Origin of the sequence: Bacillus sp. FSL L8-0152 (assembly GCF_038006365.1) — a bacterium.
Lineage (GTDB): Bacteria > Bacillota > Bacilli > Bacillales > Bacillaceae_G > Bacillus_A > Bacillus_A cereus.
Genome location: NZ_JBBOVB010000006.1, coordinates 1 through 13,089, shown reverse-complemented (window position 1 = coordinate 13,089; position 13,089 = coordinate 1). Strand labels below are relative to the sequence as shown.

Sequence of the window (13,089 nt, the reverse complement as noted above, 5' to 3'; positions counted from 1 at the left end):
ACGCTTACCAGCTCCGTTTGACTATATTTTACATCCCGTCTTTTTCCAATAATAGCGGTAAAATATTCTTATAAAGTTAGAAATTAGTGAAAAACAGACTATTTATACTGTATTTACGGTGTCCATATATAATATGCAATATTGCATATCCATTAACTGTAATATAATCCATGTTTTGATTATATTAATCAGCACTAATCAGTGCTATAATCCGCTTTGACTAACTGCTACGAAAGCCCATGCCATTGCTAACGTTTGCAGTTAATCATCCACAGCTAGGGCAGACTCCCTAGATTGCGGTACTATTCCGTAACCCTTAACAATTTGTTAGGGGCTTTTTTATTTCCTTTCGACAGAATGTGACAATATTATGATAGATTGTTTGCTATGATAAGCTCGGAAATCTTACATTTTACATAATTGGAGGAAAAAACATGTATAAGAAACTAGGTACAATCGCTTTAACAGGAGCGCTTGCTTTTAGCTTATCTGCATGTGCAGAAACGGAAGTTAAAGAAGTAAGTAAAAACGACGCACCTAAACAAGAAGAAAAGAAAGACAAAAAAGAAACTGCTGAAAACAAAGTTTATAAAGTCGGAGACACAGTTGAAGTTAACGGTCTGCAACTGACTTTCAGTTCAGCTAAATTCGTTGAGCCTAGCGAATACAGTAAGCCCGAAAAAGGAAAAGTTTTAGAAATTTCGTTCAATGCTAAGAATAACGGCAAGAAAGATGTATATTTCGGAACTTCTGAACTAAAAATCGCTGATGCTAACGGTAATCAATTTAAAGAATACTTTGGTGGCGGAGATACATTCATAAACGAAAATATTGCGCCAGGAAACCAAATCACTAACAAAATGTTATTCGATGTTCCAGAGGGCGATAAATTCGTTGGTACATTCAAACCAACATTTACATTCGATGAAAAATCTGTGAAATTTGAATTTGACGTAGCTAAATAAGGAGAAATTAAAATGAAAAGAACAGCTGAATTTGTATTAGGACTTATTGGTGGGATTTTTGGAATTCTATGTGCATTTATCGCATTATTTATCGGTGGGCTAGGATCTGCTTTAGAAGCTGATGGAGCAAACACTGTTATTGGCTTAGGATGGGGAGCTGTAGCTCTATCTGTATTAGGAATCGTTGGTTCTGTTATGGTGAGAAGTAAAGCTAAAGCTGGTGGCATCATGATGACTGTCGCTGCAATTGGCGGATTTATTTGTATTTCTCTGATTTACTTATTACCAGGAGTATTATTATTAATCGGCGGATTGATGGGTATCTTCCGTAAAGATAAAGCTACTGTATCTGCATAACATGAGCACTCGAAAGAGTGCTTTTAATTTTTTCTCAATGAATAATATAGATAAATATGGTAAAATAGGAGTTGGGTAGTATTCTATTAACTCTCTTGTTATTAAAATTAAAGTGGTTATCAAGTCGAAGGAAGGCACCTTAGGGTGTCTTTTCTTTATGAAAATTATAATGCATCATTACAATATAAGACTCAAATCAATACTTTTAGGTGTGAAATAATAAAATCAACTTGTGGATAACTGCACTTATCCACAAAAAAGACCGTCATTTATCTGACGGTCTTCTCTTTTGCTCTTCTTTTTTCTACAAAGTTCTGCTATCATAAAGTGGTAGATATATAAATTGCAAATGTAAATTTTTCATATAAATAAAAAATAAATAGAAAAACCCCGACAAAATTTTCAAAGGTTCACGTAAGTTTGGCCGCCTACAAAACCGATGGAAATTGGAACGCGAGGTTTGTATTAACATATTTAAAGTTGTATCGCTACGTCTATGATAGCATATACTTTAAAAAATGTGAACTACAATCCTCTATTTTCCTATACCCATTTTTGGGCGGGGTGGAAATTGGAGGATTTTTTATTATGTCAAAAACAACAAATAACAACGAAGACTTGTTAATGAATGAAGTGACCACGGGGGAACCACTTGAAAAAGGCGGATACTTTGTTGCCTACAATTATGTAATGCGTAACGCTATGAAAGTTTTTGATTTATCTGCAGGAGAGTACGCATGTCTAACTATGTTATTTAGCTATGCAGGTGCAGATAAAGATAAATGTTTCCCTAGCCAAGCTACTTTAGCAGAATGCCTAAATGTAAAAGATAGAGCCGTTCGAAAGTATTTAGATGGATTAGAGAAGAAAGGTTGTTTAGTAATCTACAATACTTACAATAACTATAATCAAAAGACAAAGAACGTGTATGATCTATCGCCTTGCTTACAAAAAATTCGTGAAATATTCTGCGTTAATGAAGAAAAAAACGATATTTCAGAGGGAAAAAGAATGGTTCGGAAATCCCGGAACGATAGACAGGTCCAAATGAACCTATCCAATTCTACGGACAGGTCCGAATGCACCGGTGGGACAGGTCCAAATGAACCTACTACAAATAACAATATACAAATAACAAATAAAAAAGATGATGATGATATACCGAACGCTTCGCTTTCGGATGAAATCATTCATCCAAATTCAAATATCATCTTAGAAGAAAAACAAGACTTACATACTCCTACTTTATCAAAGGATGATATTTTATGGATTGCTGATATGGTAAGTGATATTTATAAAGGTAAAATACAAAAACGCTCATTTGATTCTGTACTTAAAAAATGTATCAATAATTATCAAAAAGGGACTGTACCCCACTTTGAGAATTATTTGATTACAGCAATTGAAAATAAAATACAAGATTTAGAGATACGTAGAGATCGAGAAAAAAGTTTATTAGATATATTACCTAAGGCTAAACATAAGAAAAAAACCGTTAGAAAGGAACTTGCTCCGGATTGGTTAAAAGAAGATTCTTCAACGTCTACTGGAGATGATAGACAAGCTGAAAATAATTTAGAAGATGAACGTAAACGTTTAGAGGAAGTGTTAAAAAAATATAAACGTGATTAATACAAAACATCAAAGGAGGTATAACATGACTAGAGAACAAGAATGGTTTAGTCAATTTATAAAAACAGATGAGTTTTCAGAAGCTTTGGGGATGATTTGGAGATTTGGCCATATACACATGGGAGATAATAGATTTGAATTATCTCATAGATCTAGTCATGTCGTATCCAGGTTTTCTGAATTGATTTTTGGAGCGTCTGAGCCGCGATCTTATTTTAGAAAAGGTAAAGGCTTTATTGAATGGGAAAGTCACATAGATTGTTCCCATCCTTTTCTAATAGAAGCTCAAAAAATGGGATGGACGCCAAGGTTACAGCAAGAAAGGTTATTTCCAACAGGAAAATTTAACAAATCTACTTTTGTAAAGACATATATCTTATTACGCCATGATGTTGGAGTCATGAGAGAAAAAACTGAAAATGGCATTCTAATACGACCACGATTAAGGCTTCATGGTTCTGTAGATGTGTTGCAAAATATATGTAGAGTATTACATCAAGATTTAAATATTAAGCCTAAGAAGTTACAAACGGATGGGAAAGTACAACGGGCAAAGACTATTTACTATCAATCAAAGAAAGATATCCCTGCTATTTTACAATACACAGGAGCAAAAGAAGCATTAGACAAATTCAATTCGTTTAATTTAGGCTATCAAGAAGTAGTGACACAATAAAATTTCACACACCGTACCATTTTTATATCTTTTAAAACTCAGTATATAGGTGGTTTTAAGGAATCTTAGGGAGGACAAGCCTTGTCTTCCCTACATTTCTACACGCGTTTTTATAGATTTAGCGAAGCCTTTGCGAAGACCAGGGAATCGCTCGTATAAATAATTTTAAAATCAATAAAATAGATTGTTTTTCAAGTTATTAATCATAAAGGTGTCACCTTGGTAATATCATGTATTGAAAAGGTAACACCCTAGTGTTACTATTTAAGAGTATTAATTAATAAAGGGAGAGATGAAAATGTTAATAACAGCCGCTATTGATGCCGGAAACGATGCTTTAAAAGCTTTGTTTAATGGTTTTGAAAACAAATTATACATTCCTAACGTAGTTAAAGAAATGGAAGATAGACAAGTAATTGAATTAGGTGACGATCCACTAAAAGAATTACATGTACATATCACATCGTCAGCATTAAAAAAATCAGCAACATATGCAGTAGGTACTCTTGCTGCTAAGGAAAAACAAAGTGCTCAAATTCCTGCTACTGATTTAAAAAGCCAATCGGATCAAACAACTATCTTAATGTTGACTGCATTAGCTTATGAAGCAGCTTCTAATAGCGACAAAGAAGTAATTGATGCAGAATTCTTATTATCTACTGGCCTTCCAGTTGATGAAGTTAAAGAGGATAAACGCGCTGGATTTAAGAAAAAACTTTTAGATGGCACTCATGTTGTTGAGTTTAAGAAAACACCTCATTTAGAAGGTAAAAAAGTACGTATCTCGTTTAAAGATATTTTTGTAAACGTTGAAGGATTCGCAGCAATGATTAATTTAACAATCAGCGAAGATTTAAAAACTCAAAATTCAGAGCTAAGACAAAAGAACATCTTAATTAATGATATGGGTGGTAATACTACTGATAAAGCAGTAATTCGTATGGGGCAAATTGACAACGAATACTCAAGTGGTTCTCCTTTAGGTATTGGTGAGTATTTAGACGCAATACGCAAAGAAGTATTCAGTACTTACCGTGTAGATGTATTCAAATCAAGAAGACAGCTCGTTGAAAATATGACTGCAAAACATGAAGCTTATATTATTAGGCCACATGGTAAACCTGTTTCTTATTATGAAATAGCAGAGAGACATTTAAAAGAATTTGCTGTAAGAGAATACGGTGATCTAGTAGATAAATGGAAAGAAGTCGGGGATTTACATAGTATTCATAATGTTGGCGGTTCAGCAGCAATTGTTAAATCATTTTTAGAAGATATCAACAAAAATGAAAATCAATTCGAGATGCATTTCTTAGATACAGAAGAAAGCATTTGGAGTATTGCTAAAGCTTACTATAAGTTATTACTGATTATCGCCAAACAAAAGGAATTAAGCCTTAATTAGTGGGTGGTATACATGAAAAAAATTAAAGATGTTCAGCCTGGTAAAACTTTTACTGTAAAAGTTCCAGTTGATGCAGATCAAAAAACCTTAGATTTTTTGAATAAACACAGAGATATTTCAAGAAATAAACTTGTTTATTGGATATTAGACAAGGAAGCTAAGAAAGAGAACCATAAAGAAGTCACTATTCCTTTAAGTTTTTCATTAACAGCAGAGGAAAAAGAACAATTACTTAATCCAATGGCTGTTAAAGCTCTTGAAGCATTCGTTAAATCTTTGATAGGTGCGGAAGATGTACCTGTAAAAGAAGTCAAAGAAGAAATTAATATCGATGATTTCGCAGGTATGATTAATTACGAATAACATAAATCGATAGTTATTTAAGAAAAATATAACCTCCCTCCTCTCTTTTAACCATTTTTTCATGGAATATTGGAATTATGGAAAAGTGTCACTGACATAAACGAGAGAGAGGAGGAGATTTTTTGAAAGAGGGGAGCAGCATGAGCAATGTTAATCCTATGTTTAACTCTATAAAAAAATCTACTACAATAACAAACTCAAAACCTCGTAAAACTCGTTCAGACAAGAAGAAACACGTAAAAATCCCCGTAAATGAAATACAAAGACAACTAATAAGAACCTCGGCATTTCAACAAGGAATAACTACTACACAATATATGTCCAAATTACTCACAGAACATCTCAAAATCGATTATATAAGCCAAGTTCATGCGTATGAATATAAAGACACCAAAAAGTACATTCACGCGAAATTGGAACAAGGAGCGCACTCTAAGCTTGTCCAATTAGCGATTGAATGGGGAGTATCGCAAAGAGCAGCTGCAACACGTATTTTATGCTTTGCATTACGCACCATGTAAGGAGTGACCACATGTATAGTAAATACGACGTTATGACGAAAGAAATACAGCTTATGAGTGCTAATAATTGGTGGGAGCGAACGAAAATTGAATGGAAGCTAAAAGAGAAGTACCGTTTTGAAGTGAAGATGCTCAAAATATACTTATTTCGAATGAATATTATTATCGAAGATATGGAAGAGGAAGATTACGAGTGTAATGCTAGTGATCTAGCTGAGATACTTGTTGAGGACTTTCTTGAACATATACGCTCTAAAAATAGTATGGAGCAGCTGTATCAAATCCTAGAGAGCAAAAAACACTATACGGATTTTAATTTGGAGTTTAATGAAAATGACGACCGGTACGGTACACTTTCTGTAAAAATTGATAGACGGATATTAAGACGAATTGAAGTATTTTTTTCGGATATGGCTCATAGTTTCCCTATGCACGGTTTTACAGCTGAAAAATTAATCAATATTCTGATGTGTGACTACATGCGGTTTTATGCTGAAGAACCAGGGAAGAAACTATCTTTGTTGAAGCGAAGATTTTCATAGTGTTTAAATTTCCTATTTTCGGGATGTTTAAAAAATGAAATCTTTGACCACTCTTGTACTAAGAATTTAAAACAGGAGTGATAAAATGGGATGGCTTATTTCTGGTAAAGGGAGAAAGTCGAAGCTCTCCAATTTTCTGGAGAAAAACAAAATTACTCAACAGGAATTAGCGGAAAAAAGCGGAGTAAGTAAATCGACTATTAGTCGTGTATGCCAAGGAGATAAATTTTCGCCAACCATGAAAAATGCACAAAAGATTATAAAAGCATTGAAGAAATTAACTAACAAAGATGTACATTATGATGACTTTTGGATGTAGCTCCGTTAAAAACGGGGCTATTTATTATTAGGAGTACTTATTGTGTTTTTGGGCATTTTTTTACTATAAAAAAATGTTAGGGTAAAAGTGTCAGTCCGTCCTAACAAATTTTTAAAAATTAAAACCCCTTAAATACAGGTTATAAATAAGCAAAAAAGTAAGGGTTTGGACCCCAACTTCAGCGTACATATTTTACTATCATAATTAATATAATTCATCTCTTTATTTTTGTTAGGATGGCCTAACAAAAGTCTCCCCAAAAAAAGGGAATGTTCGTTTTCCTACTGTATGTTATGATGAATTTGCGGTTCTTATTTGTTCAACAAGCCAAGTAGAGTTGTCTAAACCGCACATCTTTACTACTCATAAGGTGTGCTCCGCCTTTGTATAAAGATAAATTAGGAGGAGATAAAAGATGCGTGATGTATATCCGGTTAAATATTATAGCAAAGAAGGATTTGTAGAACGAAAAATAGAGATTAACGAAGAAGATTTACAGAAAATCATTGAAGATTATTTAGATAGGCATGGGGACTTTGATTTTGATGAACTTGAGGTTGTAAATAACCGTCCTATGAATATTTGGTTATACGCAAAGTGTAGAAAGTATGTAGATGAAGAAAATCCTGAAGATGATCAAGCTGTACATGAAGCAGAATTGGAAATCACAGGAGATTATGACGGAAATGGTATATTTTAAAGGAGTACGGCAACGCTTCCTTTTTTGGGGGTCACTCACAAAAAAGGAACATATTTAAGTATTGTATTGGGTCATTGCTATACATACCTCGTATTTTATAATAAAAAGGATACGTTATTGGATTAACGTACCCTTATTTATTTTTTCTATATTTTTCTTGTTCATAGATACTAGCTGCCATTCCAGCTTGGAATAAAATAAATGCTCCATGAACTACTAATGGGCTTACGCCACCATTTGTTTTAACTTACTTTACATACACATAGGCTTCATTTGCTGTTACATAGTATGTTTTATTTTTCAAACTTCACATATTCACCAGAAACCCATTGGTCGCCGCCAACATTATACCAACCGTCTCTATATCCCCAAGACTGATATCTTTCACTTTGGTACACATTTTTTACGACACCATAGTTAGTTCCTGGACCCGTACGAACGCGTAATACATCAGCTGTAATAGTCACTACACCAATGCCATCAATTGAAGGTTTAGAAGGTGCTGGTGCATTTTCTCCTGTATAGCGAATATATGATGAATCATTATATACCCACTGATCGCCACCCAAGTTTAGCCACCCATTTGACTCATCCCATACTTGGTAGCATTCTCCTTTACCTAACTTACGAATAACTGCATATCCAGTTCCAGGTCCTTTTCGTAAATTCACGTTATCGCCATTAATGTAAGCAACTTTTGTACCATCGTTTGAAGGTGGAATAGGAGTTGGCATTACTGGACTACCTCCACCGTTATATGCATTTTGGACTCTTTCAATAAAACTATTCCAACGTCCTTCTGCTAACATACGATGAGGACAATACTTTCCACTCCATGATTGATGTGTACGAACTTTATGAATTGGAATATCATACTGTTTCATTAATTGCGCTACAACAATAGTTGCATTATCTTCCGCTTTATAATATCGATCTCCACCACTTAGAGAGTAACAGATTTCAACTCCAATAGATTTCCGATTTCCGTTACCGCCACCATCACCACAATGCCAAGCGTTACGCTCTAAAGGAATTCCTTGTACAGCTTCTTTATCATCTACGGCAATATGAAACGATACTTGGTTATCATTGCGAATCATATAAGATACTTCATTTTCTGCTGTAGCATCGTTGTAAGTATTGTGGACTGTAATGAATTCTGGATTCATTGTATACGGACACTTTGTACTATATTTACTTGGGTCAACTAATTTTTTTCTGATTTCCATTATTGAACATCTCCCTTTTTCTCTTCTTGTTTTTGTTTTCCACCTAAAATTTCAACTGCATTTGTTAACGCTGAAGGTAAGGGAATTCCCATACGACCAGCGTTTTCTAAAAGCGAAAGTAACTCATTGCCCATGAAGAAGAAAATAGTCGCTTCACGAATTGCGCTGTTACTTCCCAATGCTGAATCTAGTTGAGCGGCCGCTCCGACCAAAAGAAAAAGCACCACCTTTTTGGCGATGCCTTTGAAACCAACTTTACTTTTTAATTCTCCGTTATATCCTGCTGCAATCATGCCAGTTAAATAATCAATAACTGCCATCGTCACTAAGATTTTCAATGTTGCATCCCATCCTCCCAAGAAATACCCACAGAAGCCACCAAACGTAGCTATAAATGCTTTCATTAGTACATCAATGCGTTCCATCTTTTCCTCTCCTTTTTAAGCTGCAAAATAACTTGGGTCCATTCCAAATATTTCTGCAATATCTTCCTCACTTCTATCTTTCAAATAAGATTCAGTTGTAGAAATATCAGAATGATTAGCGAGTGATTTTAATTTTTCTAGCGGTACTCCCTGTACTTTTAAATTGTCTAATCTGCTGTGACGGAAACAGTGCGGATTCATTTTAAATTCCTTCCCTTCCTTTTCGTTCAGCATCTTAGCAAATATGTCGCACCAATAATTAAATACACTCTTGTTCAATCTTTTTCTCGCACCATTCTTATAAACACGCACAAACAAATCTGGAATAGTATCCTTGCCTCGCTGATTTATATATAAACGAATGCATTTCTGCACCCGGTGATTGTAATATAATCTAAACTTTTTACCGCGTTTACCTCGGACCACATTTGTATAATATTTTTCTGTCAGCCCTTCTTTTTGAACCTGGTAAACTTCATTTTTTCTAGCTGCACTGTAATAAGAAAGTGCTAAATACGTTGCTAACATATATCTTTCTTGTGCTATTAGCTCATCGATTAACCACTCAATTTGTTCTTCTGTTATAAAAGTGATTTCTCTAACTGGATTCTTAGGTAAACCACGTACTCGAGAACCTACATTAAATTCATAATCATAGTCATCATCATCCGCACAAAACTCTAACGCGGATCTTAATGCACTCATTAATCCGTTCACACGAGCATTAGACATCCCCATATCTTGAAAAATAATAGATAAATTTCGAATATCTTTACGCGTTAAATCAATAAGATTTTTATTTCCGAAGTGTTGATGTATTAGAAACAAAATAATTCGTAAATCCCAACCATATTGCTTTAAAGTGCTTGCCGCTTTTCCTTGTGCTTTCTTTTCGATTAGAAAATCTTTGACTAGGTTTTTGTTTTCTTGGCTAACATGCTTTTCGTAAATTGCTTGGTCTACTATTCGTTTCACACTAATCATCTCCTCAAAATAAAGAGAAGCGATATCGCCCCTCTTGATCTATGATTTGAATTTATTCAAAGCCGTACTTTGCGCAAAATAAAAAACAGCTTATGGCTGCTCTGGTTTCTCATTTATTAATTGTTGCACTAATACCTTTAATTCATCAATTTCAGCTTTCATTGAAACTTTCTCAAGTTTTTCTGCTTCAAGTTGTTCTTTAAGAGTGTCAACTTCCTGCTTCAACATACCGTGGTCAAATTGAAGATTTTTAACTTTAAAGTCAACTTCTTGTATTGCTTGAATAGAAATTGAAACCGAGCTATAAAGTGTTACAGCATCTTTCTGTGGTGTGGTGAATACATCGTCAGATTCCTCCGCAATCATACCGTAATTAATTGGAAGTATAATAGACTCCCCTGACTCGAAGCGTTCAACATCTCTTATAAAGTGATACTGTTTGATGTTTACAGAGTTGATTTTATCTAAAGCAGAGAATGGAAGGTCTTCTATGTCCGTTTTAAGCGTACGAGAAGAATTAGGGATAAATTCTTGCGCCCACATACGCCCTGTAGCAGATATATTTTCTTTAGCTCGTAGTGTTCTTAATTCTATATCTTTCCATCCCTGACCCATCATATCTTTAATCTGCAAGCCATTGTTATAACCTTGTACAAAACTGGACCTTATCATTGCATTACCCATAATTAAATCATGATCGGTGGCGCCGTTTACGAAATGTATTTTATAGTCACTGCCTTTTCTTTTGAAAGTAAACTGCCCCGCGTTATTTGTAAAAATATGTGGTTCAGTTGTAGTTACAGAGAAGTAACCATATCCTGGAGCCCATCCTTCAGATTCAAAAATAATATCATTCAAGTTTTGAAAACGAAATTGTCCATCTGAATATACGCTAAGATGTCCGCCGTCATTCTGCATTTGAATATAATTTGACCAAATATTAGTTCCTTCAGCATTTTCTCCTTTAGAAACCCCAAATTTTGCATACGCTTTAGAAGGTTGATCGACTCCATTAATTCGCGGCATGACTTGATAAATATAAAACGATCCTGTACCAGCGTATTTTCTATTATCAGAACCAAGGACTAATGAAGGTTGAATACTTCCATCATTTGTCTCCATAAATCCTATATAACCACGTGGCTTATCTAAATCAAAAATCTTCATGTCTTGTTTATTTATTTCAACAAATCTGTTTCCACTCGTTTTAAGTGTTACTCCTTCTAAAACTTTTCCTTTGATATGATTTGCGGTAATAAAACCTACTAAGTTAATTCTGTTCGCATTCAAAGTAATGTTTTCTTTACTCATATTGAATGCTGCGATTACATCATTTTCTTTTACAGATATACTAACGCCTTTTTCAGTTAACTGAAGACGGGTTTCCATATCTCTTACATAAGATGATGTGGCAAATTGCCCATTTGCTTGCTCTTTTGTATATACCTCTGTCTTTTTTGCTGAAGCATTGATACCCTGTTCATTGATAGTAAAGCGGTTATCAATCAAAGTCATTTTCTGATTAAATTGCTCAGTTGCAAGTTTGTTAGCTAGTTCGCCCAACAAATCTTGTTTATTTTTATCAACTGTTTGCTTCAACTCAGGTATCTTAAATCCAGCAACATAATCCTCTACTTGTTTAAGCTCGACTTTCGCACCGATTGCTGTTGCCTGTTGTTCGAGTTTTGAATTTGCTTCAGTAAGTTTCTTACCTTGATCTGATACTACATTATTTAAATTACTAACTTTAGAAGATAGTCCGCTTGCAGTTTGTTCCACATCACTCATACGTTGTTCATATCCAGCCTGGTTATTTTGAACGCTTTTTACTGTGGTTTTAACACCCTCCACATTTTGCTCAATTTCAGTTGTTTTTTTCGTGAATGTTTCTTTAGAAGTAACTTCATCATTAGCTAGTTGCCATGTAGTTCGTATATTACCTTCTTCAAATTTTGCATGGTGAGAATTTAAATTCCCATCAATATTGCGCCCGGAATAGTAAAATCTAATTTGGGTTACGTCCTTGTCTTTGGTCTTGAATGTAGATGATAATGGTTCATCTTTATAATCCACATTAACCTTTAATTTCGAGTCTGTTCTTATAGACCTATACTCTTGCTCTCCATCCGTATACGTTATCGCTGTTTCTACACCGAACCAAGGATTTGTATTAAGTTTAGTCATTTTCCCAGTGAATAAAAAAGAAATAGTAAACGTCTTATTTCTGTAATTAATCTTATTAGAAAGAGTCATTTGTTTACTATCTGACCAGGTTCCAGCTATGTTCTGTTTGTTTAATCCTGATTCTGAATCACTTGCTAGATTGATTGAACCTACAGAAAGATTACTCATATCAGTTTGTAATTGTTCAATAGTCTGTTTATTTGAAGTGGCCGTATTCTTTATTTCATTTGTTGTTTTTGTTAAATCGTTTGTTGTTTGCTGCACCTCGGAAATTGTCTTTTTGGTGCCTTCCACAGTTGATTCAACCGTATTCACTTTATTACTAATATCAGTATCTTTTTTCGTTAACGATTCAATAGAAATTTTAAATCCATTAGAATCCTGTTCAAACTGAGTTACTTTCTTATTGATCTCACCTTGTTTATTTTCGATATTAGTAATTGTACGGCTGACACCTTGTAAACCTTCCTGCACTTCGTTGAATTGTCCTGTAGCTTGATTCTGTGCTTCTTTAACCTTTTGATTTAACTCCGTTTTCGTAGACTCAATATCTTTATTCACCTGATCCAATGTTTCTTTCTTAACTGATTCCACATCAGGAACAACCGATTCCCAAGCTGCGCCTGTCCATATTTTCAAAATACCAGGCTTTCCATTACTAATATCACGCCAAAGTGTTTTATAAGGTTTAAGTCCTGTTGTTGGTGGATTCTTAGCTTCTATAATTTCAACAGTATTGTTTTTAATATTCTCTTGTACCTTTTCAGCGAGTGTTTTCGCTGCTTCT

14 protein-coding genes are annotated in these 13,089 nt (G+C 34.4%); 10 read left to right on the top strand and 4 right to left on the bottom strand.

The features are described from left to right. Positions 1-434: 434 nt before the first annotated feature. The 10 genes from MHH27_RS31435 (at position 435) to MHH27_RS31390 (ending at position 7,480) form a co-directional block, all read left to right on the top strand. Positions 435-965 (top strand): DUF4352 domain-containing protein, encoded by a 531-nt coding sequence (locus MHH27_RS31435; RefSeq protein ID WP_340945965.1) that lies wholly within the window; start codon positions 435-437, stop codon positions 963-965. A gap of 12 nt (positions 966-977) precedes the next feature. Further along, complete coding sequence (locus tag MHH27_RS31430) at positions 978-1,322, top strand: DUF4064 domain-containing protein (RefSeq protein ID WP_340945963.1); 345 nt, start codon at positions 978-980, stop codon at positions 1,320-1,322. A 588-nt stretch (positions 1,323-1,910) separates the two neighbouring features. Further along, entirely contained in the window at positions 1,911-2,954 is a 1,044-nt protein-coding gene (locus MHH27_RS31425) for a helix-turn-helix domain-containing protein (protein WP_340945953.1), read from the top strand. A 25-nt stretch (positions 2,955-2,979) separates the two neighbouring features. Continuing rightward, positions 2,980-3,630, top strand: coding sequence for a hypothetical protein (locus MHH27_RS31420; protein ID WP_340945950.1), 651 nt, complete (start codon positions 2,980-2,982; stop codon positions 3,628-3,630). Positions 3,631-3,928: 298 nt separating this feature from the next. After that, entirely contained in the window at positions 3,929-5,035 is a 1,107-nt protein-coding gene (locus MHH27_RS31415; RefSeq protein ID WP_340945947.1) for a ParM/StbA family protein, read from the top strand. Positions 5,036-5,047: 12 nt separating this feature from the next. Then, complete coding sequence (locus MHH27_RS31410) at positions 5,048-5,398, top strand: hypothetical protein (protein ID WP_340945945.1); 351 nt, start codon at positions 5,048-5,050, stop codon at positions 5,396-5,398. A gap of 140 nt (positions 5,399-5,538) precedes the next feature. Then, entirely contained in the window at positions 5,539-5,919 is a 381-nt protein-coding gene (locus tag MHH27_RS31405) for a hypothetical protein (RefSeq protein WP_340946074.1), read from the top strand. An 11-nt stretch (positions 5,920-5,930) separates the two neighbouring features. After that, positions 5,931-6,461, top strand: a complete 531-nt coding sequence (locus tag MHH27_RS31400; protein WP_340945942.1) for a hypothetical protein — start codon at positions 5,931-5,933, stop codon at positions 6,459-6,461. Between the two features lie 85 nt (positions 6,462-6,546). After that, entirely contained in the window at positions 6,547-6,780 is a 234-nt protein-coding gene (locus MHH27_RS31395) for a helix-turn-helix transcriptional regulator (RefSeq protein ID WP_340945940.1), read from the top strand. A gap of 415 nt (positions 6,781-7,195) precedes the next feature. Beyond that, entirely contained in the window at positions 7,196-7,480 is a 285-nt protein-coding gene (locus MHH27_RS31390; RefSeq protein WP_340945937.1) for a hypothetical protein, read from the top strand. A 293-nt stretch (positions 7,481-7,773) separates the two neighbouring features. On the opposite strand, the gene MHH27_RS31385 is transcribed toward MHH27_RS31390, so the two are convergent. From MHH27_RS31385 to MHH27_RS31370, 4 genes are all read right to left on the bottom strand, one after another. After that, positions 7,774-8,709: an N-acetylmuramoyl-L-alanine amidase gene (locus MHH27_RS31385; protein WP_340945933.1), complete on the bottom strand. Its 936-nt coding sequence runs from the start codon at positions 8,707-8,709 to the stop codon at positions 7,774-7,776. Continuing rightward, positions 8,709-9,134 carry a phage holin family protein gene (locus MHH27_RS31380; RefSeq protein ID WP_263039253.1) on the bottom strand — a complete coding sequence of 142 codons (426 nt, stop codon included), beginning with the start codon at positions 9,132-9,134 and terminating at the stop codon, positions 8,709-8,711. Before MHH27_RS31380 ends, MHH27_RS31385 begins: the two co-directional genes overlap by 1 nt. Before the next feature lie 15 nt (positions 9,135-9,149). Further along, a complete protein-coding gene (locus MHH27_RS31375; RefSeq protein ID WP_340945926.1) occupies positions 9,150-10,118 on the bottom strand; it encodes a tyrosine-type recombinase/integrase in 969 nt (322 codons plus the stop codon). A 90-nt stretch (positions 10,119-10,208) separates the two neighbouring features. Next, a partial coding sequence (locus MHH27_RS31370; protein ID WP_340945922.1) for a tail fiber domain-containing protein occupies positions 10,209-13,089 on the bottom strand: 2,881 nt, incomplete at its 5' end.